The following is a 26486-nucleotide window of genomic DNA, read 5'->3' as shown; positions in this document are numbered from 1 at the left end:
GTGGGGAGAGCAGGATTCGAACCTGCGAAGTTAAAAACAGCAGATTTACAGTCTGCCCTCGTTGGCCGCTTGAGTATCTCCCCAAAAAAAGTGTGAGCCGATGGAGGGACTCGAACCCACGACCTGCTGATTACAAATCAGCTGCTCTAGCCAGCTGAGCTACATCGGCATTTACTTTATTGATGGTACTTACGAAAGGTTTTAAAGAATTGAAAAAGTCAAAATAACTATCTATTTACGTATTTATTTACGTATTTCTTAAAAGCACCTTCCTTCTATAATTTTCAATGAACAGGCGCAAATATAAAATACTTTATTAGAAAAAAGAAGAAACATACTGTAGAATTTCCTTAATAAATAGTTCTTGTCTACTGCCTGTCTGTCTAAGGCAGACAAGATTGCTTACATTAATTTTTCTGCTAAAGAGAATAAATCTTCTTTTTGTTTCACTAATTCGTCAAAGGTTTCTTGTTAGATTAAGTGTATATTTAAATAACACAAAATAAAAATAATATTTATCATCTAAAAATCATTGATTTTGTGAAATATAAAAATTTTCATAACTTACTTAAAATTAAACAAATATGAATACTGATTTTTTAGTTACCATTATTTTTATAACAATTCTTGTTATTTTTATTTATTGGTATGCAGGATACTCAACAAGAACTGGAAAACTTGAAGATGCTAATAAAAATTTAATTCCTGATTCATGGGAAGAAAACTTTATGTGGTTTTTCTCACTAAAAGGATTAATAATGTTTGTTCTTGGAGTTGCTTTAGGATACACAATTCATGCAGTAATATAGAATCCATCTCTACAGGGGTTTTTCTAATCTGTCAGGTGCTTTTTGATTTTTTTTTGTGCTTTTTAAGCAATCTTTCTATGGCTGATGAAACTAAATTAAGAGAAGTTTCAAAAGAATAAGAGGTTTTTTTTACAATTAATTGTTCTCCAGGAAGACTAATTATAAGTTCTACTTGTTTATTTAAGGGTGTAGTATTATTTTTCAACTTGGCATATACCTGAATTGAAAGAATTTTATTGAAAAACAAGCCCAACTTACTTGTCCTCTTCTTTGCTAAATCAATCAGTTTATATTCTGAATTAAAATTAATAGATTGAAAGTTATATTTCATATTTAAAAATTTAATTATTTATTGTTTTCTCCTCTTGGATGAGCTTTTGAATAAATAGCTTTTATTTTCTGCATACTAGTATGAGTGTAGTTTTGAGTTGCAGCGACACTAGAATGGCCTAAAAGGCCTTTAACAGCGTTTAAATCCGCGCCTTGATCTAGCATATGAGTTGCAAAACTGTGTCGAAGCATATGAGGGCTTTTTTTGGATTTAGATGATACCATATTAAAGTACGTATTTACGGTTTTATAAACAAATCCTGGACTGATTTTTTTTCTATTTTCTAAACAGAAAAATGTTTTTATTTTAGAGGATTCTTTAAGTTTTATCCTGTAGGTTAAATAAAGTTCAAGCTGTTCGTTTAATAAATTATGAATGGGTATTAATCGTTCTTTATTTCTTTTACCAAGAACTTTTAGAACACCTTGTTTTAAATCTACTGAGTTATAATTCATTTCAATAATTTCACTTCTTCTAGCTCCTGTAAAATATAGAATATAGATTAATGATTTTTCAAGAACACCTTTAAAATCAGATGAGAAAAAATCACTTTTTAAAACAGAAAAAATCTCATCTTCAGAAAATGGTACATGAATTTTTTTTTGAATTTTTAAAGGCTTATGCTCTCCCATTGGAGAAACCTTAATACTAGATGTTTTTACTAAAAATTTATAGAAGGATCTTAAGGTGGAAAGTTTTCTGTTAATACTTCTATTTGATATCCCTTCTTCGATTAAAGCAACAATCCATGACCTAATTATGAAATATTCTATCTTATCTAAAGATGAAACACTATGCTCGTTAAGAGAAAAAATTGAAAAATTTTTTAAATCATTCTTATAGGCTAAAACTGTATGTGAAGAATAATTCTTTTCTAACGAAACATAATCTAAAAATTTTTCTAAATACATAAAAAAAAAGGTTGAAACTTGAAGCGTTTAGTTCAAAGTTACAACCTTTATTTAATTTTTTTATTCAGCTTTACTGGTTCTCTTGATCCCTTAAATTTTGAATATATTGAGCTTTTTGAATTTTAGCACGATTTTTTACAGAAGGCTTTAAAAACTGCTTACGACTTCTTAATTGACGCATTCCCCCCGTTTTATCAAATTTTCTTTTAAAACGCTTTAACGCTCTATCAATATTCTCTCCCTCTTTAATTGGTATAATTAACATATTTACGACCTCCTTTCAATTATAATTTGTGCAAATATAACAAAACAAACCTTATAGAAAAAAAAAGATTATTTCTATTTTTTTACTAATCCAGCTATTGCATTGGTGTACTTAACAAGCTCTTCCTTAACTTTTGGGAAGAGAAAGAAGAGTCCAATCATATTAGGAAAGACAAGACCTAAAATCATTGCATCTGAAAAGCCCCATACCGAAGACATATCTCCAGCAGCTCCAATAACTATAAATAATAGAAATATTATTTTGTATGTTAAATCAGCAGCTTTACTTTTTCCAAAAACATAAATCCATGATTGAAGACCATAATATGACCAAGATATCATTGTTGATACTGCAAAAAGAACAACAGCAATTGTCAGAAATGGGCCTGAAAAAGAAATATATTTTGAAAAAGCTGCAGCTGTAATACTTGCTCCCTCTGCAGGAACTCCATCAATAATAACCACCCCTCCTTGTCCACCATAATCAAAAACAGTGCTATCACCGTTAAAAATTATAATTACTAAAGCAGTTAGAGTACAAATAACAACCGTATCAATAAAAGGTTCTAAAAGTGCAACTAAACCTTCAGATGCTGGATATCTAGTTTTTACTGCTGAGTGGGCGATTGATGCTGAACCTGCACCAGCTTCATTAGAAAATGCAGCTCTCCTGAATCCAGTTACTAAAACTCCTAAAAAGCCACCTAAGCCTGCATTTGGATTAAATGCTTGAGAAATTATCATTCCAAAGGCATCATCAACAAAAGTAATATTAGTTAATATTATATATAAACATGCTGCTATATACATGAGAGCCATAAAAGGAACTATTTTTTCTGTAACAGATGCAATTCTCTTAATTCCACCTATTATAATTATACCTACAAAAACCATCATTATTAAACCAATAATTGTTCTAGCACTTCCACCAGTCATACCAAAAGAGTTAGCAAGCTGAACTGCAGCCTGATTTGACTGAGCCGCATTACCCCCTCCAAATGAAGCTCCAATACATAAAAATGCAAAAACAATTGCAAGAAATTTACCCAACTTTTCAAAACCTATTTCTTTTAAACCTTTTGTCATATAATACATCGGGCCTCCATAAACAGTACCATCTTCACCAACATCTCTATACTTAACACCAAGAGTACATTCAACAAATTTTGTTGACATACCTAGTAGTCCACATAAAATCATCCAAAAAGTAGCTCCAGGACCACCAATAGCAATAGCCATTGCGACTCCTGCAATATTTCCATTACCAACAGTTCCTGAAACTGCAGTTGCTAATGCTTGAAAATGAGTAACCTCTCCATCAGTGTCATTGTCATTGTCATCCTTTTTATCAAGGGAATCGAACTTACCACGAACTGTGTTTATCGCTGTAGGAAAATGTCTGATATTAACAAAGCCAAAATAAATAGTAAAAAATAACGCACCCCCTACCAATAAAATTATAATAGTTGGTATTCCCGTTCCAAACAAAGAGGCCGTAAAAGGAAAATCATGAAGGATTACTGCTTCAAACCAATTGGCAATTGGCTTGAATGCTTCGTTAATTTTATCATCAAGTCCCTTTTTATTCGATTCTTGAGCTATAGAAACAAAAGGAGTAAATAAAAACAGAAGTAGAGCACTAAGTTTTTTGTGTTTTAAATTCATGATTTAGTTTTGGTAAATATTCCAGCAATATCCAAAAAAACAAAACAAAATTCAAATTAAATTAAGTCTAACTTTTATTGGCGGTATTACAAATCAAAAACAGAACTTCGCTTAGTGTAAATCATATCTTTCAGTTTTATCCAGAACCCAAGAATTAAATAAATTAAAAAACCTCCAATGATTGTTGTGAACGATGCATAAATAAAAAATAGTCTGACATTTTTTGTTCTAATACCAAGAATATCAGCAAGTTTAGAGCAAACCTCAAATCCGTTTTGCTCAAAAAACATTCGTAAAATATTAATTTTATTCATTAAAAATTAAATTACTCCGTTTCCCCTTCCCATTCAATAATACCTCCAGCTAAGTTGTATGTTTTATCAAAACCCACACTCGCCATAACACTACAAGCCTGCGAGCTTCTATTTCCAGATCTACAATAAATGAAATATGATTTTTTTTTATCCATTGAATCGAGGCCTTCCATGAAATCACTTGGTGAAGCTATATCGAGAAGTTTAGAATTAGGAATTCGCTTTAAATTAGACTCTTCAGTAGTTCTAACATCGAGAATTATACTGTCTTTAATTTCATTTTGTTTTAAGGTCCATTCCTCTTGTGATAAATCCATTTTTTTTTATAAAGTTAGTCTCTCTTACCAATCTTACAAAATTAAATTATAATTGAAAAGAATTTTTGATTTATGACAACATAAAACTATATTTGAGCATGATTTTAAAAAATACAATGATTTGGTGGACAATTCAAATAACTTGAAGTAGTGAAGACCACCTATATAAAAAACAAAAAAGGCTTGTCAACACGACAAGCCTTTTTTTGTATAACTAATTTAAAGTATGAAAAAGTATAATTTAAAAACATTTGAAAAAAAAATACTAGCAGACACCTTAACTCCTGTTAGTGTTTATTTAAAGCTTAGAGATCATTTTCCAAACACTCTACTTCTTGAAAGTAGTGATTATCATGCCAATGATAACAGTTTCTCATACATATGTTTTAATCCTATTTCCTATATTAAAATACAAGGAAATGTTCTAAAGGAAACCTTTCCAGACGGAACTGAACAATTAACTCCAATTGATAAATCAGTTTCTATTCCAGCTAGAATAGAAAAATATATTAAAAGTTTTAAAACAACTAAAAACAGCCACAAGTTTATAAATAATGGGCTTTTTGGTTATTTATCTTATGATTCAGTAAAGTTTTTTGAATCTATTAATTTAGAAAAAAAATCAAATAGTTTAGAAATACCAGAACTTTACTATGCAGTATACCAAAATATAGTTGCTATTAATCATTTTAATAATGAGGCGTTTCTATTTTGTCATTGTTTCAATAATAAATCTAATCTTGAAGAAATTGAACAATTATTGACTGTCAAAAATTTTACAAACTATCCCTTTACAAAAATGGGGAATAGTAAATCCGCAATTTCAGATAAAGAATATAAAGATTTAGTATCCAAAGCAAAAAAACACTGTCAAAGAGGCGATGTCTTTCAATTGGTTCTGTCTAGAAGGTTTTCTCAAGAATTTAAAGGTGATGATTTTAATTTGTATCGAGCTTTAAGAACAGTGAATCCATCTCCATATTTATTTTATTTTGACTATGGTGATTTTAAAATCTTTGGCAGTTCCCCTGAAGCTCAATTAATAGTCAAAGATAATCAAGCTGAAATTCATCCAATAGCAGGAACTTTTAAAAGAACAGGAAATGATGAAAAAGATGCAAAATTAGCAATAGAACTAAGTCAAGATCCTAAAGAAAATGCTGAACATGTAATGCTTGTTGATTTAGCAAGAAATGATTTAAGCAGAAATGGATCTTTAGTCAAAGTAAAAACAAACCGAGAGGTACAGTTTTTTTCTCATGTAATTCATTTAGTCTCTAAAGTTACAGGAATAAAAAAAGCTGAGACACCTACTTTTCAATTAGTTGCTGATACTTTTCCCGCAGGAACCTTGAGTGGTGCTCCCAAGTATAAAGCTTTAGAATTAATTGAAAAATATGAAAAATTAAATAGAGGTTTTTATGGAGGAGCAATAGGTTTTATGGATTTCGAGGGAAACTTTAATCATGCAATAATAATTAGATCCTTTTTAAGTAAAAATCATACTTTGTTTTATCAAGCAGGAGCTGGAATAGTTGCTGCATCAGACGAAGAAAATGAACTGCAAGAGGTATACAATAAATTAGGAGCCTTAATTAGAGCCCTAGAAATAGCTGAAAATATTTAACTAATGAACAAAGTGTTTGTAATAGATAATTATGATTCATTTACTTATAATCTGGTTCATTACTTAAAAGAATTTAAGGTTGATGTAAAAATTTGTAGAAATGATGAATTTGAAATGAGTGATCTGTTAAACTATAAGAAGATTTTATTATCACCTGGTCCTGGAATTCCGGATGAAGCTGGCAAACTAAAAGAGGTAATAAAAAAATATGCAAATTCAAAATCAATATTAGGAGTTTGTTTGGGACATCAAGCCATAGGTCAAGTTTTTGGAGGGAATCTAAAAAATCTTACAGATGTTTATCATGGAATATCATCCAAAATAAAAATAGTTGAAAATGATTCTCTTTTTAATGGTCTTCCAAGTGAGATTGAAGTAGGTAGATATCATTCATGGGTCATCGACAAACCCTTACCTGAGGACCTTATAGCTACGGCATTTGATTCTAACAAACAAATAATGGCAATTAAACATAAAATATTTGATGTTAAAGGAGTTCAATTTCACCCTGAATCTATTTTAACACCTTATGGAAAACAAATTATAAATAATTGGTTAAAATCTTAATTAATAAAAATGAAGACTATACTAAATCGCTTAATTCAACATGAGGTTTTGGATAAAAAAGAATCTAAAGAGATTTTATATAAAATAGCTGATGGTCAATATAATACGAGTCAAATTTCAGCATTTTTAACTGTATATATGATGAGAAGTATTTCTGTTAAGGAATTAGAAGGATTTCGTGATGCTTTATTAGAGCTCTGTATTCATATTAATCTTGATGAATTTGATCCTATTGATTTGTGTGGAACCGGAGGAGATAATAAAGACACGTTTAATATCTCCACATTAGCTTCTTTTGTAACAGCTGGAGCAGGCATAAAAGTTGCAAAGCATGGAAATTATGGGGTTTCTTCTAAATGTGGATCAAGTAATGTTATGGAATATTTAGGAATTAAATTTTCAAATGATGAAGGTTTCTTAAAAAAATGTATTGAAAAAGCAGGAATATGTATACTGCATGCCCCACTATTTCATCCTGCAATGAAAAATGTAGCACCAATTAGAAAAGAATTAGCGGTAAAAACATTTTTTAATATGCTAGGACCAATGGTAAATCCGTCGTTTCCAAAAAATCAAATTGTAGGAGTTTTTAGTCTAGAACTAGCTAGGGTATATGGTTATATATATCAAAACTCAAATAAAAATTTTAATATAATTCATTCATTGGATGGTTATGATGAAGTATCGTTAACTGGATCTACTAAACTAATTTCAAACAGTAAAGAAGAATTAATTGAACCAAAAGATTTTGGATTAACTGTTTTAAATAAAGAAGAAATAAAAGGTGGAAATTCAATAGAATCATCTGCTAAAATATTCTTTAATGTTCTTTCAGGTAAAGGTACAAACGCTCAGAATCAAGTTGTTTGTGCAAATTCAGCATTAGCAATAGCTACGAAAATGAATATAACCCCAAAAGAAGGTTATAAAAAAGCAGAAGAATCTCTTGTTTCTGGAAATGCAATACGATCTCTAATTTCTTTACAAAAATTAAGCTCATAATGACTATTTTAGATAAAATTATAGTAGATAAAAAAATTGAAGTTTCAATACGAAAAAAATTATTTCCTGTTTTTTATTTAGAGAAATCTCCACTATTTGAAAAATCAATAATCTCCTTATCTAAATGTCTTTTAAAAAGTAAGTCTGGGATTATTTCCGAACACAAGCGACGCTCCCCTTCAAAACAAAATATTAATAATTCTTTGTCTGTTATTGATGTAGTAAAAGGGTATGATTCTTCAGGAGTTTGCGGAATATCAATTCTTACTGATGGAAAATATTTTGGGGGATCACTCGAAGATCTCAACATTGCAAGAGCGTCCACAAAACTACCTTTGTTAAGAAAAGATTTTGTAATTGATGAATTTCAAATTATTGAGGCAAAAGCTCACGGTGCTGATGTAATTCTTTTAATAGCATCAATTTTAAATCAAAAAGAAATTAAACATCTTTCAACTTTTGCTAAAAGTTTAGATTTAGAGGTTTTACTTGAGGTTCATGATCTTGATGAGTTAACCAAATCAATAATGCCATCATTAGATTTAATTGGAGTAAATAATAGAAACCTTAAAAACTTTCAAGTGAATTTAGGAGCTAGCAAAAGGTTAGCTGAAAAAATACCTGATGAATTTATTAAAGTTTCAGAGAGTGGCATCAGTAGTAGTGAAACAATAATAGATCTAAAAACATATGGTTACAAAGGGTTCTTGGTTGGTGAAAATTTTATGAAGACTGATAATCCTGGAAAAAGTGCTTTTGAATTTATAAAAAAAATTGAAAATGAAATTTAAAATATGTGGAATGTCCGATTTTGATAACACTAAAGCTGTTTCTATTTTAAATCCTGATTATATGGGTTTTGTTTTCTGGAAAAAATCTTCTAGGTATGTTAATACCCAAAATTTTAAATTACCCAAAAGGATAAAAAAAACAGGAGTTTTTGTTGATGCATCTTTAGATTATATTAAGAAGAATATTAAAAAACATGAACTTCAAGCAGTTCAGCTTCATGGAAAAGAAACTCCAGAGTATTGCAACTTAATTAACCAACTAGGGGTTGAAACAATAAAGGCTTTTAGTATTCAGTACAGTTTTGATTTTAAAAAATTAAAACCTTACGAAGAACATTGTGACTTTTACCTTTTTGACACCAAAGGCAATCTTCCTGGAGGTAATGGATTTAGTTTTGATTGGAAAATCTTAAAAAATTATCCATATAAAAAATCTTTTTTTCTAAGTGGTGGAATTGGAATAGAACATATAGAAGAAATTCACAAATTACTAAAGACCAATTTACCAATTTATGCTATTGATGTGAATAGCAAATTTGAAAGCATACCCGGAATAAAAAAAATAGATAAATTAACTCAATTTAAAAAAGAATTGTATGAACTATAATGTTGATAAAAAGGGATATTATGGAGATTTTGGAGGTGCATTCATTCCTGAAATGTTATATTCTAATATAGATAAACTAAAGGAAAGTTATTTAAAAATAACAAATGAATCAGACTTTAAAAAAGAATTTAATGATCTTTTAAAATCATACGTAGGAAGACCGACACCTTTATATTTCGCAAAGCGCTTATCCAAGAAGTACAATGCTAAAATATATCTTAAACGAGAAGATTTGTGTCATACTGGAGCTCACAAGATAAACAACACTATAGGTCAAATTCTTTTAGCAAAACGGTTAGGGAAAAACAGGATAATTGCTGAAACTGGAGCTGGACAGCACGGAGTTGCTACAGCCACTGTATGTGCTTTAATGGATACTGAATGTGTTGTTTACATGGGAGAGTTAGATGTTAAGCGCCAAGCTCCTAATGTAGCTAGAATGAAAATGCTTGGAGCGGAAGTTCGTCCTGTAGTTTCTGGAAGTAAAACTCTAAAGGATGCTACCAATGAAGCTATTAGAGATTGGATTAATAACCCTATAAACACTCATTATATTATTGGCTCAGTTGTTGGCCCACATCCTTATCCAGATATGGTGGCAAGGTTTCAGTCTGTCATTAGTGAAGAGATTAAAATTCAACTACAAGAATTAGAGGGCAGGGATTATCCTGATCATTTAATTGCTTGTGTAGGAGGGGGTAGTAATGCAGCTGGACTTTACTATCATTACCTAGATGATGATAGAGTAAACATTATAGCTGTTGAAGCTGCTGGAAAAGGAATTGATTCTGGGAAAAGTGCTGCCACATCTGCTCTAGGAAAAGAAGGTATTATTCATGGTAGTAAAACTTTATTAATGCAAACAGAAGATGGGCAAATAACAGAACCTTATTCAATATCGGCAGGTCTTGACTATCCTGGTATTGGGCCTATGCATGCTAATCTATTTAGAACTAAACGTGCTGAATTCATTTCTATTCCTGATCAGGAAGCAATGAATTGGGGATTAAACTTGTCTAAAATGGAAGGTATAATCCCTGCAATAGAAACAGCTCATGCATTCGCTGTTCTGGATATAAAAAAGTTTAATCTTAATGATGTTGTTGTTTTTAATTGTTCTGGAAGAGGTGATAAAGATTTAGATACATTTATAAATTATTTTCAATTATGAAAAATAGAATTGATGAGGTCTTTAAAAATAAAAAAAAAATATTGTCAATTTATTTTTCTGCAGGTCATCCAAATCTTGAGGATACTACAAGTATTTTAAAGAAACTCCAAAGCTCTGGAGCTGATATGATAGAGATAGGCTTACCATTCTCAGACCCATTGGCAGACGGACCTGTTATTCAGAAAAGTTCTTCCAAAGCATTAAGAAATGGAATGACTACAGAAAAACTTTTTAATCAATTAGAAGGAGTTAGAAAAGAAATTAATATTCCATTAATTATAATGGGATATTTTAATCCAATAATGCAGTATGGAGTTGAAAAATTTTGTGAAAAATGTAAATTGATTGGAATTGATGGTTTAATTATTCCAGATCTTCCAGTAAGTGTGTATAAAGATGATTACAAAGAATTATTTGATAAACATGGATTATATAATATGTTTTTAATAACTCCTCAGACATCGGTTGAAAGAATAAATTATATAGATAAAGCTTCAAAAGGTTTTATATATATGGTAAGTAGTTCAGGTGTAACAGGGGTAAAAAGTAACTTCAATGAAGTTCAAACAAAGTATTTTAAAAGAATAAAATCTATGAATTTAAATACTCCGACCATCATTGGATTTGGTATAAGTAATCAACAGACTTTTAATTCAGCTTCTGAATACTCAAGTGGGGCAATTATAGGATCTGCTTTTATTAATTTTTTAGAGACAAAAGGTGTTGTGAAAATTAATGAATTTATAAAAAGTATTAGATAATTATTTCATCCAACCTGAAGAATAAAATGACTCTAATCCATCTTCAGTCGATGTAATCCAAAGTGCTTCTAAATCTGAATCATTTTCAATTAATACTTTTCCATCATCTAGAGATAAAACCATTAAACTAGTTGCCCATGCATCTGCTGAAATACAATCTTTTGCAGTTACAGATGTGCTTAATATTTGTGATTGGATGGGATAACCAGTTCTTGGATCTATTGTGTGAACATATTTCTTACCAGTTTTTTTATTAATTCTAAAGTGTCTATAATTCCCTGAAGTAGCAATTGATCTATCCTTAAGATTATAAGTAGTATAAATATTTCGTTTGGACAAGTTAGGTTCTGGAGAATCAATTCCTATCTTCCAAGGACCATTGCTTTTTGGACTATATCCTTTTGCTGATACCTCACCTCCTATTTCAATTAAATAATTTTTAGCTCCAATAGATTCTAAATATTTAGAAATCACATCTACAGTGTACCCTTTTGCTATGGCATTAAAATCAAGAGTTATATTTTTATTAGACTTAGATAAAAATCCATCTTTATTAAGATTTATTTTATTCCATCCAGTAATGTTCAATAAACTATCTAATTGAATATCTGATAATTCATTAATGAACTTTTTATCTGGTCCAAAACCGTATGCATTAACCAATGCTCCAACTGTCGGATCAAAAGCACCATTTGTTAGCTTCCATATTTTGGAAGATTCGATAAACACATCCCTGAAAAAAGAGTCTACTTGAATTTCGAGTCCAGCATTTATTTTAGAAATATCTGAATCTAATTGGTATGTAGACATTGATTTATTGATTTTCATTAATAAACCATCAATATTAAATGTTAAATCATCATCATCTATTTCAGCGTCATGTTTTATATTCAATGAGGTTCCAAGAGCAAACCCACTCAAAGAATAGGATTTTGAACTAGATTCACATGAATAAATTAGAAATGAAAAAGTTATAAATAAAATAAATCTCATTTTTTTAATTCTAGTAACACAATAAAGTTAATCTAATTGAATCCATCCATCAAAGTTAACAACATATGGTTTGTCTTGTTGAATAGGATCTTCATAATTAATTGAATTGGCAAACCCTACTCCAGAAAAATAAGTTTTAGCATCAAATTTTTTTGCATGCTTTTTTAATTTATCAACTAAAACATTATTATATAATTTTGGATTATCAGGATATATTGAAGCTCTTACGAGAAAAAAATGAAGTTTTTTTTCTTTTAAACAAATAAATTGAGGATCTTTTTTTAGTTTAGAATTTACTGTCAAAAATTCAAAACCATTCTCTTTTAATGAATCTCCAACCGTTTTCATAGCCAAATTATGTAGATCTTGCTTCGATAACATTTAAAAATTAATTTAATAGTAATTATCCACCAAAGTCGTCAAAGCGAACATTCTCTGGGGGAACTCCAAAATCATCAGCCATTCGCTCAATAGCCTGATTCATTAATGGTGGGCCACAAAAGTAAACCTCAATATCTTCAGGAGATTCATGTTTTGATAAATAATTATCTATCACAACTTGATGAACAAAACCAGTAAATCCATCTCCTCCCCCTTCTAAACTCAGCTTTTCTTTCCAATTGTCTTCGGGCAATGGTTCAGATAAAGCTATGTAGAAATTAAAATTAGAAAAATCTTTTTCCAACGCTCTAAAGTGATCCATGTAAAACAGCTCTCTCTTGGAGCGCCCACCATACCAGAAAGTAACAGTTCTTCCTGTTTTAAGTGTTCTAAAAAGCTCATATAAATGAGATCTCATTGGCGCCATTCCAGCCCCCCCCCCTACATATAACATTTCTGCTTCTGACTCGTTTATAAAAAACTCTCCATATGGTCCTGAAATAGTTACTTTATCACCTGCTTTTTTTGAAAAAATATATGAAGACGCAACTCCTGGATTCAAATCTGCCCATCCATTCTTAGCACGATCCCAAGGCGGGGTCGCTATTCGAACATTAAGCATAACTTCTTTACCTTCAGCTGGATATGAAGCCATAGAATAAGCTCTTTCAACTGTCTCTGGGTTTTTCATAACTAATGGCCATAGGTTAAATTTATCCCATTCCATTTTGAATTTCTCAACTTCATCTGGGTGCTCCTCTGGATGAGCAGAAATATCAATTTCATCATACTTAACCTCACATTTTGGAATTTCAATTTGTATGTAGCCCCCAGCTTTATAATCCATCTCCTTTGGTAATTTCACAACAAACTCTTTAATAAACGAAGCAACATTCCAATTACGAACAACAGTAGCTTCCCATTTTTTTATACCAAAGACTTCCTCTGGCACCTCTATGACCATATTTTGCTTAACCTTGACTTGACATCCTAAACGCCATCCTTCAGCAATTTCTTTTCTAGTAAAATGAGGTTTTTCAGTTGGAAGAATATCTCCTCCTCCATCTAAAATCTGACATTTACACTGAACGCATGTTCCACCTCCACCGCAAGCAGAAGGTAAAAATATTTTATTGTTTCCTAGGGTTGACAACAAAGTTCCTCCAGAAGAAACTTCTAGATCATTTTCTCCATTAATTTGAATATTAACTGGTCCGGAAGGCAATAGTTTTGCTTTGACACCTAATAAAACTCCTACTAACAAAAAAGTAAGAATCAAAAAAACAACTATGCTTAATATAATTACTCTATAATCCATCAACTATAATTTAATTCCCATAAAACTCATAAAACCTAAAGCCATTAATCCTGTAATGATAAATGTTATACCTAGTCCCCGTAAAGGTTCAGGTACATTTGAATATGCTATTTTTTCTCTTATTGCTGCAATGGCTACAATAGCTAACAACCAACCAATTCCAGATCCTAAACCATAAACAGCTGATTCTGCAATTCCAGAAAAGTCTTTTTGTTGCATGAATAAAGACCCTCCTAAAATAGCGCAGTTAACAGCTATTAAAGGCAAGAAAATACCCAAAGCACCATAAAGTTCAGGAGAAAACCTTTCTACTATCATTTCAACTAACTGAACCATAGAAGCAATCACAGCTATAAACATTATAAAGCTGAGAAAACTTAAATTGACTGTTTCATATTCAGGTCCTATCCACTTTAAAGCACCTGGCTTAAGAATATATGTGTCAATTAAAAAATTAATTGGAACCGTTATTGCCAAAACAAAAATCACTGCAAATCCAAGTCCAACTGCAGTTTTAACAGTTTTTGAGACAGCTAAATAAGAACACATACCTAGAAAATAAGCAAAAATCATATTTTCAATGAAAATGCTTTTTACAAATAAATTTAAATAAGCTTCCATAAATTATTAATTTTTTTCAATTAAAGTTCTGTTTTTGGATCTTTGAAACCATATATATAAACCTACCGTTATTAAAGCCATTGGAGATAAAAGCATTAAACCATTATTAACATATCCCATTTCATAGATCATATCTGGAATAACCTGATAACCTAAAAGGTTTCCTGAACCTAATAATTCTCTAAAAAAAGCAACTATAATAAGAATAAAGCCATATCCTGCGGCATTTCCAATACCATCTAGGAATGATCTCCATACACCATTACCAAGAGCAAATGCTTCTAATCTACCCATAACAATACAATTTGTGATAATTAAACCTATGAAAATGGATAGTTCTTTGCTTACATCGTAAGCATAAGCTCTTAAAATTTGATCAACTAAAATAACCATTGATGCTACAACAACTAATTGAACTATAATTCTAATTCTATTTGGGATTAAATCTCTCAATAATGAAATTATAACATTGCTAGCTGCCATAACTACCATTACTGAAAGGCTCATTACTATAGCTGGTTTTAATTGAACTGTAATAGCTAGAGCTGAACAGACTCCTAGCACCTGAACTGTAATTGGATTATTGTCATCCATCGGATCAGTTAATAATGCTCTATTTTTTTTTGAAAACAATGGCTCTTTCTCTTCATTTAAGAAAAAAATCATTGGTTTAGTTTCAGAGTTATTTTTCTTGGACATTTTATTAATTTATATAAGCTATTTTTTCATTTTTAATATTGAAGTATGATAAATAATTTTGCAAACGTTCTTTGATCATATCTGTTACCCCATCTCCTGTAATTGTTGCTCCTGAAATTGCATCAACTTCATTATCATCTTTGTCATTTCCATCAGGATCATTATTTGTTTTAGAAACATTTATTCCTACTAATTTCCCGTTATTATTAAAAATTTTTTCTCCTGTAAATCTGTCTTGAAACCATTTTTGGGTTATCTCTGCTCCCAAACCAGCGGTTTCTCCTTTGTGATCAAAAACAGCTCCTTTTATTGTGTTTTTATCTGCTTCAAGAGCAACATAACCCCATATTGCATCCCATAAACCAGAACCTCTTAAGGGAACAATATAGTATTGTAAAGAATCAACTTTTGCTAAATAAAGTGGAAATCTCTGTTGTTCAATTGGTTTTTTAATTTCAAGGTTTAGTTTTAATTTAAATGCATCAATTTCTTTATCGATTGAACCGTCTGAAGCTAAAGCTAATTCTTCAATGATATACTTTGTATAAATTTCAGGAGCTTTCTCTCTTTCAACTAAAACACCAATAGTTTCCAAAATGTTTTGCATTTTTTCTTTACGAACATTTTCAGCTTGAATATCTTGAAGAGAAGTGGCAGTTGCAGCAAGAGTTGCGGCTACTATTAAAACCATTATTGCAGAAAATAAAAATGTATAAATATTACTATCTCTATCCATATTGTTTAAGCTGTTTTAATTTGAGCTGATTCCCAGCGTTTTTTTCGTTTAATCACGTTTGAATTGTATACATAATGGTCAATAGTTGGCGCAAAAACATTCATCAATAGAATAGCCAACATAACACCTTCTGGATATGCAGGATTGAAGACTCTTATCATAATACAAAATACTCCTACTAAAATACCATATATCCATTTGCCTTTTTGAGTCTGAGCAGCTGAAACAGGATCAGTTGCCATAAAAACAATACCAAAAGCAAAACCACCAACTATTAAATGGTTCATCCAGCTAAAAGTCATAAGTGGATTTGCACCCCACAAATTAAATAAAAGTCCCATTATTGATGCCCCTAAAACACCTCCAGTCATTATTCTCCAGCTACCGACTCCAGTAGCTATTAAAATAAATGCTCCGACTAAAATCCATAAGGTTGATGTTTCAGCAATAGAACCTGGTATAGACCCAGAAAACATTTCTAACATTGAATAGCTTACTTGTTCGCCTGAAGCCAAACTACCTAAAATAGTTTCTCCAGAAACTCCATCAACCATACTAGCTTCAGATACCCATACTTTATTTCCAGACATATATGTAGGATAAGCAAAAAAGGCAAAAGCTCGAGCAGTTAACGCGGGATTTAAAATATTCATACCGGTTCCCCCAAATGCTTCTTTAGCAATAATAACTGCAAAAGCTACTGAAACTGCAACCATCCATAATGGAATATCAACAGGCATTATCATTGGAACAAGCATTCCTGTTACTAAATAGCCTTCATTTACCTCATGACCACGATAAATAGCAAATGCAAATTCAATTGTCAATCCCACAACATATGAAACAATAATCATTGGAATAATTTTAAAAGATCCGTGAATAAATGCATCCATAAAAGTGAAATCAGTCCCTACCTGGCTTAAATATTGAAAACCAGTATTATATATTCCATAAAATAGAGCCGGTAATAAAGCAATAATTACAGTAACCATTGTTCTTTTTAAATCAACCCCATCTCGAATATGCGATCCCTTTTGAGTAGTATGATTGGGTACAAATAAAAAAGTGTCAAAAGCATTTATAGCAGGAGCAAATTTTGCCCATTTTTCTCCCTTAATGAATGGTCTCTTTATTTCGTCAAGTTTTTTTCTTAGAAAATTCATTTTATTAATTTTAACCTGCTTCTTTGATCATTAATTCAATTGCATCAGAAATTATTTCTTGAGCTTCAATTTTTGAGGTATTTGCATAGTCAATTAATCCAAAATCCTCTGGAACAACCTCATAAATTCCAAAAGCTTCCATTTTTTCAATATCTCCAGTCATACATACCTTTAGGAGCTGCATTGGATAAATATCCATTGGAAATACTTTTTCCATTTCTCCTGTAACAACTATAGCTCTCTCTTCACCATTAAGATTTGTGTCAATCTCAAATCCTTTCTTCGAAAACAGCCAAGATAAACTTGTCCTTGAAAGACTGAGGATTGAATTATCTACAAAAGGTAACCATCCAAACATCCTATATTTATTTCCCTCAGGTATGATAGATAATAAATTATTATAAAATCCTATAAATCCATCATTTGTTGTTATCGATCCTGACAAAACATCTCCATTAATACATCTTATCTGAGATTTAGACTTAAGTCCAGCTATTTTAATTAATGGTTTAATTTGTGCACCAATTTTAGTTTTAAAATACTGTGGTTTTTTTAGTGAGCTACCTGCTAGAGCAATAGTCCTTTGAGCTTGATAAACTCCTGTTTTAAAAAACAAACCTATGTTAACTACATCTTCAGGTCTGATCACCCAAACTTTTTCTCCCATATTTATTGGAGATATTTTTTGAATTTGAACGCTAGGGTTAGCAGAAGGGTGAGGTCCACTTACCTGAATGATTTCTACATTTTTAATATTTTTAAAAAAACTATCAGAGTTGTTTGCAACTGTTAGTATAACTTTACTGTCAGTTAGTTTCTCGATGATATTTATTCCTGACTGAAAATCATTTTTATTATTTTTCAAAATAAAATCAAAATCCACGTCTAAGGGTGCTGATGTAAAGCAAGAAATTAAAATAGACTTTGGAACATCTTTCGGATCAGCAATTATATTATAAGGTCTTTGTCTGATAAAAGGCCAACATCCACTATTAGTTAATAATTCAACTACATTTTCTCTATTTAAATCTTTGGATAAATCATGAACAATCTCCCTTTCGCCATGATCTTCAATTATAATTGATTCAATTTTTCTTTTAGCACCTCTATTGACCGAGCGTATAATTCCTGAAACAGGAGAAACAAAATTAATTGAAGGGTTTTTTTTATCATAAAAGATTGGAGAACCTTTGGAAATTTCTTCTCCTTCTTTAACTATCAACTTTGGAGTTAATGCAAAAAAGTCATCAGGTTGTATCGCAAACAAATCCGATTTTGACTTTTCGTTAATTTTTTTCTCAGCTCTTCCAACAAGATTGAGATCTGCTCCTTTTCTTAAGCGTATGTCTTTGGACATATTTATAAATATTTGCAATAAAATCATGCAAATTTAATCTTTAAACATAGATTGAAAAAGCGTTTGAAAGAGGAAGTTTTTTATTTATAAAGATTCTAAATAATTAAAAAGTTTTTCTACCTCTAAAATAATTATTTGTAGTTTTGAAATAATGAAAATTATTACTCTAAAATTAATATTTACAGCTATTATAATTAATCTTTTCAATTCTATATTTGAATCTGTTCAAGTTGCTAAACCCCCAAATATTAAAACTATAATTTTTAAAATCAATAATAATTCTAGTCAATTTCCAATTTTAAAAAAAGATAGTTTTATTGAATTATCCTTTGATGACCTTAATGCTAGTGAGGATGATTATTACTATAAAATATCTTATTATAATTATGACTGGTCAGATTCTATTTTATTCAAAAATGAATTTATCGAAGGATTAGATAATATTAGAGTTTCAAATTATGAAAACTCATTCAACACCCTTCAAAGGTATACTCATTACAAATTAACACTACCAAACTCCTCTACTGATTTTAAGTTATCAGGGAATTATAAAATTCATATTTATAATAGTAATGATGAATTACAGTTTTCAAGAAGATTTGTTTATTTAAATCCTATAATCTCTGTTTCAGCCAACGTGTTCAGAACAAGGAATTTAAATTATTTTCAAACTCATCAAAACATTAAGTTTAATTTAACACAGAATGATCTAGGTTTAATTCAAGGCTTGGAAGACAATTTAAATATTATAATAATTCAAAATAATCAGTGGTCTAATAGTATCTCTGGAATTCAACCTCAATTTAAGAATAATAAAGTGTTGAAATATAGATATGATATAAAGACAAGTTTTGAAGGAGGAAATGAATATCTTTTTTTTGACACAAAGGACTTGAGAATCACTGGTCCAAATGTTAGCTTTATAAATTTAGGGGTTCTATATGAGTCTTACTTATATACAGATATACCAAGAAAAAAATTTCCATATTCGTTTAATCAGGACATAAATGGAGGTTTTCAAATAAGGACAGTTATAGGGAGTCAAAATGCTGAAATTGAAGCAGATTATAGCTGGGTCTACTTTACTCTAGCTGCAAGTATTGAGCTTCCTGAAACAGATCTTTTTATACTAAGTGACTTTAATAATTACGAACCCAATAGAGATAATTTGATGTCATATAATAAAACTCTAGATGTTTATGAAGCTAAAATACTTATCAAACAGGGGTTTTATAATTATAAATATTTTGCGAATACGGTCTCAGGGTGGAAGCCTAATCTTGTTTCGGGAAATTTTTTTCAAACGGAGAATAGTTATAAAATTTTAGTTTACTACAAAGCACCTGGTGAAATATTTGACGAACTTATAGGGATAGGGGAAACGAATTCAAAACAAATTTTGAATTAATGCTTTAAATAAAGTTTAAAGTAAATAATAAAGTTCTAAAAGATTTTTTTTAAAAAAATCAATCACTATTATTACATTTGAAAAAACAATTTGTCATGAATAATAGTAACATATCCATTCCTTACCCTGTTAATGAAACAATTTTAGATTATGCCCCCGGAAGTAATGAAAGAAAATCTGTTCTTAAAACTTATGATGATTTATATAAAAAGAAATCAACCGTTTATTTAAAAATTAATGGTAAAGAAGTTAAAGGAGATATTATAAAAACTATGAGTCCTCCTCACGATCATAAACATATATTAGGAGAATATCATACTGCTAATAAAGATCAAGTTAATCAAGCTATAAAAAGCGCTTTAAATGCAAGAGAAAAGTGGAGTCACATGCATTGGACAAGGAGAGCTTCTATTTTTCTTAAGGCTGCAGACTTAATAGCTGGTCCTTATAGGAGCAAGATAAATGCTGCTACAATGATAGCTCAATCAAAAACAGTTCATCAAGCAGAAATTGACGCTGCATGTGAATACATTGATTTTTTAAGATTTAACGCTTCATATATGCAAGACATATATCAAAATCAACCTGAGAGTAGTCCTGGAATGTGGAATCAATTACATTACCGTCCCTTAGAAGGTTTTGTTTATTCAGTTTCTCCTTTTAATTTTACAGCAATTTCCGGAAACTTATCTGCTAGCGCAGCATTAATGGGTAATGTAGTAGTTTGGAAACCAAGTGATCATCAAATTTTTTCAGCACAAGTCGTAATGGAAGTTTTTGAAGAAGCTGGATTGCCAAATGGGGTTATTAACATGGTAATGGGAGATCCAGAAATGATAACTAATACTGTTTTAGCTTCAAAAGATTTTGCAGGAATTCATTATACAGGCTCAACCTTTGTTTTTCAAAATATTTGGAAGAAAATAGGTGAAAATATATCAAATTATAAAACATATCCAAAAATTGTTGGAGAAACTGGAGGTAAAGATTTCATAATTGCACATCCAAGTGCAAAAGTAAATGAAGTGGCTACAGCGATTGTTAGAGGTGCTTTTGAATATCAAGGACAAAAATGCTCAGCTGCCTCCAGAGTATATTTGCCTAAATCAATAAGTGAAGATGTGCTTTCTGAAGTTAAAAAACAATTAAACACAATTAAGATGGGGCCTCCAAGTGACTTGAAAAATTATATAAATGCAGTTATTCACGAAGAAGCTTTTGATAGAATAGTTAAGTCTATTGAAAAAGTGAAATCTGATAGTGATGCTGAAATTTTTCATGGGGGAACTTATGATAAATCAGTGGGGTATTTTATATCTCCCACTGTAGTAACTACACTGAATCCAAATTACTTTTCAATGGAACAAGAGCTATTCGGCCCCTTAGTTACAGTGTACACATATTCTGATGATAAATGGGAGGAAACCCTCAAGTTAGTAGATTCTACATCAATTTATGCGCTTACAGGGGCGATTTTCTCAGAGGATCGTTATGCAATTGATGAAGCTATTATAGCATTAGAAAATTGTGCTGGAAATTTTTATTTAAATGACAAACCAACTGGAGCTGTTGTTGGGCAACAACCTTTTGGAGGAGCAAGAGCATCAGGGACAAATGATAAAGCAGGATCAATGTTTAATCTTTTAAGATGGATATCTCCTAGAATGATTAAAGAAAATTTTGTGCCAGTAACAGATTATCACTATCCTTTTTTAGGGTAAACTTAATCTATAGGCAAGTATACTATTTTTTTTGTTTGAAAAAAATCAGAATCAAAATAAGTTGATAATAATATTTGTTTGGCTCTAGGAAATGATAATAACTCTTCCTCTAAATCACCTCCTTTAAGATAAATAACTCCGTTTTTTATCTTATCACAACTTTTAGATTTAATATTTTTGTAAATAAGTGGAACAAAATCATTCATTTTTGCAACAGCTCTACTAACAACAAAATCAACTTTATTTTCAAACTCTTCTGCCCTTGTGTGAAAGGTTAATATGTTTTTTAAGCCCAAAGTTTCACTTATTTCTTTCACTACTTTTATTTTTTTTCCAATACTATCAATTAAATAGAATTTAACGTCTGGAAATAATATAGCTAGGGGAATTCCAGGAAAACCTCCACCAGTTCCAACATCTAAAACTTCTATTCCAGCTTTGAAATTATGAAATTTTGCAATTCCTAATGAATGAAGAATATGTTTTTCATTCAAAAACTCAATATCTTTCCTTGAAACAACATTGATTTTAGAGTTCCATTTCTTACACAAAAGATTAAGTTGAGAGTATTGATGAATTTGTTCATAAGATAGACTCGGAAAGTATCGTTCAAAAAGATTCAAAAGATTATTTTTGGCTAAATTATGACTTGTATTTTATATTTCTTTAACCAAAGCTAATTTTATATGAAAAAACAAACAATACGTTTCTCAAAAAAAGACTCCAAAAGGTTTTTCATAACACTAAATAAACGTGTGAATGATCATTTTAAAAAATTAAATACATCTAAAACTGGGAACTGGGAACTTTACTTAAAAACATTAATTATGTTTTTACTTTTTGTAACACCTTATTTCTTGATTTTGTTTACTGACTTTGGATCATGGATTAAAATAGGTTTATGTTTTATTATGGGAGTAGGAATGGCCGGGGTAGGAATGAATGTAATGCATGATGGAAACCACGGCTCCTTTTCTAAGAAAAAATGGATTAATAAGTTAATGGGGTCAAGCATATATATCTTAGCAGGAAATGTTCATAATTGGAAGGTGCAGCATAACATGCTACACCACACTTATACAAATATTCATGGGCATGATGAAGATCTGGAAGCTGGTAGAATAATACGTTTTTCTAAACACAGTAAGTGGTCGGCTTATCATCGTTTTCAACATATTTACTCAGTATTTCTTTATGGACTATTAACTATTAATTGGTCGATAACTACTGATATTAAGCAAACTAGAAAATATTTAAAGAAAAAATTAACATACCGAAAAAAACTTCAACCCATAAGGCAATGGTTAATTCTTATACTCACTAAATTAATATATTTTGTAATCTGGATAGTTTTTCCAATTGTTTTTCTAGAATTAGAATGGTGGAAAATTCTATTAGGTTTTTTCGTCATGCATTATACAGCAGGACTAATACTCAGTCTTGTTTTTCAACTTGCTCATATAATTGAAGATGCTCAAATGCCGCTTCCAGATAAAGATACTGGAACAATGAAAAACACATGGGCAATTCACCAACTTTTTACAACTGTAAATTTTGCAACAAGTAATAATTTTATTAATTGGTTTACTGGAGGTTTAAACCATCAGATTGAACATCATATTTTTCCACATATTAGCCACATTCATTATACAGATATTGCAAAAATTGTTAAAAACACTACGAAAGAATTTAATTTACCCTACACAGAATATAAAAATATTCAAAGCGCATTATTTTCGCATTTTAAATATTTAAAAGAAATGGGGCTTCAGCCAATAGGTTTAAAAGTTTAATTAATCATGAAACAATTATCAAATAGAATTAATAGTTTACCGATCTCTGCAACACTTGCTATGGCTTCAAAAGCAAGGGAGTTAAAAGAAAATGGAGTCGATATAATTGGTTTAAGCCTTGGAGAACCAGACTTCAATACTCCCGATTTTATTAAAAATGCAGCCATTCAAGCAGTCCAGGATAATTATAATTCTTATACACCTGTCGATGGCTACCCCGCTCTCAAGAGATCTATTAGTAAGAAATTTAAACGTGATAATAATTTAAATTATGAATTAAATCAAATTGTAGTTTCTACGGGAGCTAAACAATCCATAGCTAATACCTGTATGGTCTTACTTAATCCAGGAGATGAAGTTCTTTTACCTGCTCCTTATTGGGTAAGTTATTCTGCTGTAGTAACATTATCAGAAGCAAAATTTGTTGTAATTCCATCAAGCATAGAAACTGATTTTAAAATAACACCTGATCAACTTGATAAAGCAATTACTGCAAAAACTAAAATGGTAATATTTAATTCCCCTAATAATCCAAGTGGCACAGTATATACTGAAAACGAGTATAGAGAACTAGCAAAAGTATTAGAAAAATATCCTGAAATATATATTATTTCAGATGAGATATATGAGCACATAAATTATGGAGAGCCTATATTCAGCTTTGCTTCAATCACTGAGATGTACAATCGAACAATTACCATAAATGGAGTTGCTAAAGCTTTTGCAATGACTGGATGGAGAATCGGTTACATAGGAGCGCCTAGTTGGATCGCTAAGGCCTGTAATAAAATGCAGGGGCAAATAACGAGTGGAGCAAACTGTATAGCTCAAAGGGCAGCTATAGCTGCTTTAGATGCTTCTGTAAGCGAAATTAAATACATGGTAGATGAGTTTAAAAACAGAAGAGAATTGATCATAGGTTTATTAAAAGATATTAATGGTTTTAAACTAAATAAGCCAAAGGGAGCTTTTTATGTTTTTCCTGATATTTCATCTTATTTTGGAAAAAATATTAATGGTGTAGAGATAAAAAACTCTTCAGATTTTTCATTATTCCTATTAGAAATAGCTCACGTGGCAACTGTTAGTGGAGATGCCTTTGGCAATCCAAACTGCATAAGAATTTCATATGCAGCATCAACGGAACAAATTAAAAAGGCCTGTTCTCAAATAAAAGAATCATTAATGAATTGATTGTTAATTTTAACTTTTGAAAATAGCTTGCTGATGATTTATCGATTCTTGATGAATTGCTTTAAATATTCTTAAAATAAACTCCTCACTTAGATTTCTTTCCTCACCTTCAAGAATCATTTTACCTAAAATCTCGTTCCATCTTTTATTTTGAAGAACAGCAACGTTTTTTGTTTTTTTCAATTCACCTATTCCCTCAGCAACTCTCATTCTATCTCCAAGTAAATCTAATAAAGATTGATCAATTACATCGATTTTAGCTCTTAAGTTTTTCAAACCACTTTGATAACTTTCCTCAGTGGTTGTTAACTTTCGAATTCTCCAATCTTTCATATACTGAATTAAAGTTTCAGGAGTAATTTGTTGTTTTGCATCACTCCAAGCGTTATCAGGATCACAGTGAGATTCAACCATTAATCCGTCAAAATTTAAATCCAGTGCTCTTTGACTTATATCGAAAATAAGATCTCTTCTTCCTGAAATATGTGAGGGGTCACATATAATCGGTAAATCCGGAAACTTATTTTGTAATTCAATTGCTATTTGCCATTCTGGTTGATTCCTATACTTTGACTTACCAGAAGTTGAAAAACCACGATGAATAACACCAAGCTTTTTAATATCGGACTTATACAATCTTTCAATCCCTCCAAGCCATAAGTCAAGATCAGGATTTACAGGATTTTTAACTAAAACAATTTTATCTGTCCCTTTCAATGCGTCTGCAATTTCTTGAACTATAAATGGGCTTACTGTTGATCTTGCACCTATCCATAAAACATCAACGTCTGCTTCTAACGCTAACTTACAATGATTTGCATTGGCAACTTCAGTAGCTATTAAAAGACCTGTTTGTTCTTTGACTTTCTTTAACCATCCTAAACCTATAGCTCCAACGCCTTCAAAATTTCCAGGACGAGTTCTAGGTTTCCAAATACCTGCCCTATATACTGTAACATCTGAATCTTTTAGTTCATGAGCTATTTTCAAAACTTGCTCTTCAGTTTCTGCACTACATGGTCCTCCAATAACCAAGGGGTGATCAAGTTCAAAATCTTTAAGCCATTTGTTTAAATTAGTTTGATTTTTCATTTTAATACTTTTTTATTTTACTTAGTTTTTAATTCCTTTAAAACACTTTTAATAGAATTAGTTTTCTCAATTAAATTGTATATTTTTTTATAATTTTCTTTTTCTAAAAGGGTCTTAAACTCCTCTAAATTTGAAAGATAATGCTTTAGTGTCTCAAGAATATTATCTTTATTTTCTTCAAAAATAGAACTCCATGTTTCCGGAGAACTTTTTGCTAGTCTAACCGTTGAAGCAAATCCACTTCCTGCCATAGCAAAGATAGCAGATTCATCTTTTTCTTTTTCTAAGACTGTTTGCCCTAGAATAAAAGAAGAAATATGTGAAAGGTGAGATACATATGCAATATGTTTATCATGCTCTTCAGGGTTCATTTCCTTCAAAATCATACCAATAGATTTGAACCAATCTAAAGCCCATTTCAATAGATTACTTTCAGTTTTACCTGACTCACATATTATTTGAACTTTACCTTTAAACAAACTTTCACTTGCAGCCGTGGGACCTGAAAATTCAGTTCCAGCTATTGGGTGTGTGGCCAAAAATTGAGATCTTTTAGGATGAGAAGAAACAGTTCTACAAATCCTAGATTTAGTGGATCCAAAGTCAATCACAAGTGTTTTATCACAAATCAAGTCTAAAACAGAAGTTAGTTGATCTGTAATTTGTTTAACAGGATAAGCAAGTAACAGAACGTCTAGATTAGTGAAATCTTTTTTTGAAATTACTTCATCAATCAACCCTGAATCAAAAGCTTGTTTTAAATGTAACTCTGATGAATCATATCCTAAAATAATTACATTTTTAATCGTTTTTCTTAACTGTATAGCTAAAGATCCACCAATTAAACCAATACCTGCAACTCCTATTCTCATA

General features: G+C 30.7%; 29 protein-coding genes and 2 tRNA genes. 12 read left to right on the top strand and 19 right to left on the bottom strand.

Annotated features, from left to right (window positions below):
* Position 1: 1 nt before the first annotated feature.
* A tRNA-Tyr gene (locus AC34EU_RS06280) sits at positions 2–83 on the bottom strand.
* Positions 84–95: 12 nt separating this feature from the next.
* Positions 96–169: transfer RNA gene (locus tag AC34EU_RS06275), tRNA-Thr, on the bottom strand.
* Between the two features lie 415 nt (positions 170–584).
* Here AC34EU_RS06275 and AC34EU_RS06270 point away from each other — a divergent pair.
* Positions 585–809 (top strand): hypothetical protein, encoded by a 225-nt coding sequence (locus tag AC34EU_RS06270; protein WP_487534130.1) that lies wholly within the window; start codon positions 585–587, stop codon positions 807–809.
* 31 nt (positions 810–840) lie between these two features.
* On the opposite strand, the gene AC34EU_RS06265 is transcribed toward AC34EU_RS06270, so the two are convergent.
* The 6 genes from AC34EU_RS06265 to AC34EU_RS06240 form a co-directional block, all read right to left on the bottom strand.
* Entirely contained in the window at positions 841–1140 is a 300-nt protein-coding gene (locus AC34EU_RS06265) for an HPF/RaiA family ribosome-associated protein (RefSeq protein WP_487534129.1), read from the bottom strand.
* Positions 1141–1154: 14 nt separating this feature from the next.
* On the bottom strand, positions 1155–2051 hold the full coding sequence (locus AC34EU_RS06260; RefSeq protein ID WP_487534128.1) for a tyrosine-type recombinase/integrase: 897 nt from the start codon (positions 2049–2051) through the stop codon (positions 1155–1157).
* Between the two features lie 70 nt (positions 2052–2121).
* Entirely contained in the window at positions 2122–2316 is a 195-nt protein-coding gene (gene rpsU, locus AC34EU_RS06255; protein WP_487532108.1) for a 30S ribosomal protein S21, read from the bottom strand.
* A gap of 74 nt (positions 2317–2390) precedes the next feature.
* Positions 2391–3980 carry an alanine/glycine:cation symporter family protein gene (locus AC34EU_RS06250; RefSeq protein ID WP_487534127.1) on the bottom strand — a complete coding sequence of 530 codons (1590 nt, stop codon included), beginning with the start codon at positions 3978–3980 and terminating at the stop codon, positions 2391–2393.
* Positions 3981–4066: 86 nt separating this feature from the next.
* Positions 4067–4294 carry a PspC domain-containing protein gene (locus tag AC34EU_RS06245; RefSeq protein WP_487534126.1) on the bottom strand — a complete coding sequence of 76 codons (228 nt, stop codon included), beginning with the start codon at positions 4292–4294 and terminating at the stop codon, positions 4067–4069.
* Between the two features lie 11 nt (positions 4295–4305).
* Positions 4306–4611 (bottom strand): rhodanese-like domain-containing protein, encoded by a 306-nt coding sequence (locus tag AC34EU_RS06240; RefSeq protein WP_487534125.1) that lies wholly within the window; start codon positions 4609–4611, stop codon positions 4306–4308.
* Positions 4612–4837: 226 nt separating this feature from the next.
* On the opposite strand from AC34EU_RS06240, the gene AC34EU_RS06235 reads away from it, so the two are divergent.
* Genes AC34EU_RS06235 through trpA form a run of 7 tightly spaced genes read left to right on the top strand, consistent with a single transcriptional unit; the run spans position 4838 to position 11137 of the window.
* Positions 4838–6238: an anthranilate synthase component I family protein gene (locus AC34EU_RS06235; RefSeq protein ID WP_489666866.1), complete on the top strand. Its 1401-nt coding sequence runs from the start codon at positions 4838–4840 to the stop codon at positions 6236–6238.
* A gap of 3 nt (positions 6239–6241) precedes the next feature.
* Positions 6242–6805 (top strand): anthranilate synthase component II, encoded by a 564-nt coding sequence (locus AC34EU_RS06230; protein WP_487534123.1) that lies wholly within the window; start codon positions 6242–6244, stop codon positions 6803–6805.
* A gap of 9 nt (positions 6806–6814) precedes the next feature.
* A complete protein-coding gene (trpD, locus tag AC34EU_RS06225; protein WP_487534122.1) occupies positions 6815–7807 on the top strand; it encodes an anthranilate phosphoribosyltransferase in 993 nt (330 codons plus the stop codon).
* The gene (gene trpC, locus AC34EU_RS06220) at positions 7807–8598 is read left to right on the top strand and encodes an indole-3-glycerol phosphate synthase TrpC (protein WP_487534121.1); all 792 of its coding nucleotides are present in this window, start codon (positions 7807–7809) and stop codon (positions 8596–8598) included. The genes trpD and trpC overlap by 1 nt, the downstream gene beginning before the upstream one ends.
* On the top strand, positions 8588–9205 hold the full coding sequence (locus AC34EU_RS06215) for a phosphoribosylanthranilate isomerase (protein ID WP_487534120.1): 618 nt from the start codon (positions 8588–8590) through the stop codon (positions 9203–9205). The genes trpC and AC34EU_RS06215 overlap by 11 nt, the downstream gene beginning before the upstream one ends.
* Positions 9195–10376 (top strand): tryptophan synthase subunit beta, encoded by a 1182-nt coding sequence (trpB, locus tag AC34EU_RS06210; protein ID WP_487534119.1) that lies wholly within the window; start codon positions 9195–9197, stop codon positions 10374–10376. Before AC34EU_RS06215 ends, trpB begins: the two co-directional genes overlap by 11 nt.
* On the top strand, positions 10373–11137 hold the full coding sequence (gene trpA, locus AC34EU_RS06205) for a tryptophan synthase subunit alpha (RefSeq protein ID WP_487534118.1): 765 nt from the start codon (positions 10373–10375) through the stop codon (positions 11135–11137). Before trpB ends, trpA begins: the two co-directional genes overlap by 4 nt.
* On the opposite strand, the gene AC34EU_RS06200 is transcribed toward trpA, so the two are convergent.
* The 8 genes from AC34EU_RS06200 to AC34EU_RS06165 are packed head-to-tail and all read right to left on the bottom strand — an operon-like array spanning position 11138 to position 18405.
* A complete protein-coding gene (locus AC34EU_RS06200) occupies positions 11138–12130 on the bottom strand; it encodes an FAD:protein FMN transferase (RefSeq protein ID WP_487534117.1) in 993 nt (330 codons plus the stop codon).
* Positions 12131–12157: 27 nt separating this feature from the next.
* Positions 12158–12511, bottom strand: coding sequence for a DUF8840 domain-containing protein (locus AC34EU_RS06195; RefSeq protein WP_487534116.1), 354 nt, complete (start codon positions 12509–12511; stop codon positions 12158–12160).
* 22 nt (positions 12512–12533) lie between these two features.
* Positions 12534–13829, bottom strand: coding sequence for an NADH:ubiquinone reductase (Na(+)-transporting) subunit F (gene nqrF, locus AC34EU_RS06190; RefSeq protein ID WP_487534115.1), 1296 nt, complete (start codon positions 13827–13829; stop codon positions 12534–12536).
* Positions 13830–13832: 3 nt separating this feature from the next.
* Positions 13833–14450, bottom strand: a complete 618-nt coding sequence (nqrE, locus tag AC34EU_RS06185) for an NADH:ubiquinone reductase (Na(+)-transporting) subunit E (protein ID WP_487534114.1) — start codon at positions 14448–14450, stop codon at positions 13833–13835.
* Positions 14451–14456: 6 nt separating this feature from the next.
* The gene (locus AC34EU_RS06180) at positions 14457–15149 is read right to left on the bottom strand and encodes an NADH:ubiquinone reductase (Na(+)-transporting) subunit D (RefSeq protein ID WP_487534113.1); all 693 of its coding nucleotides are present in this window, start codon (positions 15147–15149) and stop codon (positions 14457–14459) included.
* A gap of 4 nt (positions 15150–15153) precedes the next feature.
* Entirely contained in the window at positions 15154–15885 is a 732-nt protein-coding gene (gene nqrC, locus AC34EU_RS06175) for an NADH:ubiquinone reductase (Na(+)-transporting) subunit C (RefSeq protein ID WP_487534112.1), read from the bottom strand.
* Between the two features lie 5 nt (positions 15886–15890).
* The gene (locus AC34EU_RS06170) at positions 15891–17048 is read right to left on the bottom strand and encodes an NADH:ubiquinone reductase (Na(+)-transporting) subunit B (protein ID WP_487534111.1); all 1158 of its coding nucleotides are present in this window, start codon (positions 17046–17048) and stop codon (positions 15891–15893) included.
* Positions 17049–17058: 10 nt separating this feature from the next.
* Positions 17059–18405 (bottom strand): Na(+)-translocating NADH-quinone reductase subunit A, encoded by a 1347-nt coding sequence (locus AC34EU_RS06165; RefSeq protein WP_487534110.1) that lies wholly within the window; start codon positions 18403–18405, stop codon positions 17059–17061.
* Between the two features lie 151 nt (positions 18406–18556).
* Between AC34EU_RS06165 and AC34EU_RS06160 the strand changes: the two genes are divergently transcribed.
* On the top strand, positions 18557–19813 hold the full coding sequence (locus tag AC34EU_RS06160; protein WP_487534109.1) for a type IX secretion system plug protein: 1257 nt from the start codon (positions 18557–18559) through the stop codon (positions 19811–19813).
* A 95-nt stretch (positions 19814–19908) separates the two neighbouring features.
* Complete coding sequence (pruA, locus tag AC34EU_RS06155) at positions 19909–21534, top strand: L-glutamate gamma-semialdehyde dehydrogenase (protein WP_487534108.1); 1626 nt, start codon at positions 19909–19911, stop codon at positions 21532–21534.
* Between the two features lie 2 nt (positions 21535–21536).
* Here the strand turns inward: pruA and rsmG are convergent, their stop codons facing one another.
* On the bottom strand, positions 21537–22157 hold the full coding sequence (rsmG, locus tag AC34EU_RS06150) for a 16S rRNA (guanine(527)-N(7))-methyltransferase RsmG (protein WP_487534107.1): 621 nt from the start codon (positions 22155–22157) through the stop codon (positions 21537–21539).
* 63 nt (positions 22158–22220) lie between these two features.
* On the opposite strand from rsmG, the gene AC34EU_RS06145 reads away from it, so the two are divergent.
* A complete protein-coding gene (locus AC34EU_RS06145) occupies positions 22221–23327 on the top strand; it encodes a fatty acid desaturase family protein (protein WP_487534106.1) in 1107 nt (368 codons plus the stop codon).
* Positions 23328–23333: 6 nt separating this feature from the next.
* Entirely contained in the window at positions 23334–24521 is a 1188-nt protein-coding gene (locus tag AC34EU_RS06140) for a pyridoxal phosphate-dependent aminotransferase (RefSeq protein ID WP_487534105.1), read from the top strand.
* Positions 24522–24530: 9 nt separating this feature from the next.
* On the opposite strand, the gene AC34EU_RS06135 is transcribed toward AC34EU_RS06140, so the two are convergent.
* Both AC34EU_RS06135 and AC34EU_RS06130 read right to left on the bottom strand, forming a co-directional pair.
* Positions 24531–25613 carry a chorismate mutase gene (locus tag AC34EU_RS06135; RefSeq protein WP_487534104.1) on the bottom strand — a complete coding sequence of 361 codons (1083 nt, stop codon included), beginning with the start codon at positions 25611–25613 and terminating at the stop codon, positions 24531–24533.
* A gap of 17 nt (positions 25614–25630) precedes the next feature.
* The gene (locus tag AC34EU_RS06130) at positions 25631–26485 is read right to left on the bottom strand and encodes a prephenate dehydrogenase (RefSeq protein WP_487534103.1); all 855 of its coding nucleotides are present in this window, start codon (positions 26483–26485) and stop codon (positions 25631–25633) included.
* Position 26486 lies beyond the last annotated feature (1 nt).

It is taken from the genome of Candidatus Marivariicella framensis (assembly GCF_982709265.1).
This window is presented reverse-complemented; position numbering and strand designations above follow the sequence as displayed.

Bases quoted from the DNA above. Each gene is read 5' to 3' on its own strand.
- AC34EU_RS06270 (WP_487534130.1), top strand. From the start codon at position 585: ATGAATACTGATTTTTTAGTTACCATTATTTTTATAACAATTCTTGTT.
- AC34EU_RS06265 (WP_487534129.1), bottom strand. From the start codon at position 1,140: ATGAAATATAACTTTCAATCTATTAATTTTAATTCAGAATATAAACTG.
- AC34EU_RS06260 (WP_487534128.1), bottom strand. From the start codon at position 2,051: ATGTATTTAGAAAAATTTTTAGATTATGTTTCGTTAGAAAAGAATTAT.
- rpsU (WP_487532108.1), bottom strand. From the start codon at position 2,316: ATGTTAATTATACCAATTAAAGAGGGAGAGAATATTGATAGAGCGTTA.
- AC34EU_RS06250 (WP_487534127.1), bottom strand. From the start codon at position 3,980: ATGAATTTAAAACACAAAAAACTTAGTGCTCTACTTCTGTTTTTATTT.
- AC34EU_RS06245 (WP_487534126.1), bottom strand. From the start codon at position 4,294: ATGAATAAAATTAATATTTTACGAATGTTTTTTGAGCAAAACGGATTT.
- AC34EU_RS06240 (WP_487534125.1), bottom strand. From the start codon at position 4,611: ATGGATTTATCACAAGAGGAATGGACCTTAAAACAAAATGAAATTAAA.
- AC34EU_RS06235 (WP_489666866.1), top strand. From the start codon at position 4,838: ATGAAAAAGTATAATTTAAAAACATTTGAAAAAAAAATACTAGCAGAC.
- AC34EU_RS06230 (WP_487534123.1), top strand. From the start codon at position 6,242: ATGAACAAAGTGTTTGTAATAGATAATTATGATTCATTTACTTATAAT.
- trpD (WP_487534122.1), top strand. From the start codon at position 6,815: ATGAAGACTATACTAAATCGCTTAATTCAACATGAGGTTTTGGATAAA.
- trpC (WP_487534121.1), top strand. From the start codon at position 7,807: ATGACTATTTTAGATAAAATTATAGTAGATAAAAAAATTGAAGTTTCA.
- AC34EU_RS06215 (WP_487534120.1), top strand. From the start codon at position 8,588: ATGAAATTTAAAATATGTGGAATGTCCGATTTTGATAACACTAAAGCT.
- trpB (WP_487534119.1), top strand. From the start codon at position 9,195: ATGAACTATAATGTTGATAAAAAGGGATATTATGGAGATTTTGGAGGT.
- trpA (WP_487534118.1), top strand. From the start codon at position 10,373: ATGAAAAATAGAATTGATGAGGTCTTTAAAAATAAAAAAAAAATATTG.
- AC34EU_RS06200 (WP_487534117.1), bottom strand. From the start codon at position 12,130: ATGAGATTTATTTTATTTATAACTTTTTCATTTCTAATTTATTCATGT.
- AC34EU_RS06195 (WP_487534116.1), bottom strand. From the start codon at position 12,511: ATGTTATCGAAGCAAGATCTACATAATTTGGCTATGAAAACGGTTGGA.
- nqrF (WP_487534115.1), bottom strand. From the start codon at position 13,829: ATGGATTATAGAGTAATTATATTAAGCATAGTTGTTTTTTTGATTCTT.
- nqrE (WP_487534114.1), bottom strand. From the start codon at position 14,450: ATGGAAGCTTATTTAAATTTATTTGTAAAAAGCATTTTCATTGAAAAT.
- AC34EU_RS06180 (WP_487534113.1), bottom strand. From the start codon at position 15,149: ATGTCCAAGAAAAATAACTCTGAAACTAAACCAATGATTTTTTTCTTA.
- nqrC (WP_487534112.1), bottom strand. From the start codon at position 15,885: ATGGATAGAGATAGTAATATTTATACATTTTTATTTTCTGCAATAATG.
- AC34EU_RS06170 (WP_487534111.1), bottom strand. From the start codon at position 17,048: ATGAATTTTCTAAGAAAAAAACTTGACGAAATAAAGAGACCATTCATT.
- AC34EU_RS06165 (WP_487534110.1), bottom strand. From the start codon at position 18,405: ATGTCCAAAGACATACGCTTAAGAAAAGGAGCAGATCTCAATCTTGTT.
- AC34EU_RS06160 (WP_487534109.1), top strand. From the start codon at position 18,557: ATGAAAATTATTACTCTAAAATTAATATTTACAGCTATTATAATTAAT.
- pruA (WP_487534108.1), top strand. From the start codon at position 19,909: ATGAATAATAGTAACATATCCATTCCTTACCCTGTTAATGAAACAATT.
- AC34EU_RS06145 (WP_487534106.1), top strand. From the start codon at position 22,221: ATGAAAAAACAAACAATACGTTTCTCAAAAAAAGACTCCAAAAGGTTT.
- AC34EU_RS06140 (WP_487534105.1), top strand. From the start codon at position 23,334: ATGAAACAATTATCAAATAGAATTAATAGTTTACCGATCTCTGCAACA.
- AC34EU_RS06135 (WP_487534104.1), bottom strand. From the start codon at position 25,613: ATGAAAAATCAAACTAATTTAAACAAATGGCTTAAAGATTTTGAACTT.
- AC34EU_RS06130 (WP_487534103.1), bottom strand. From the start codon at position 26,485: ATGAGAATAGGAGTTGCAGGTATTGGTTTAATTGGTGGATCTTTAGCT.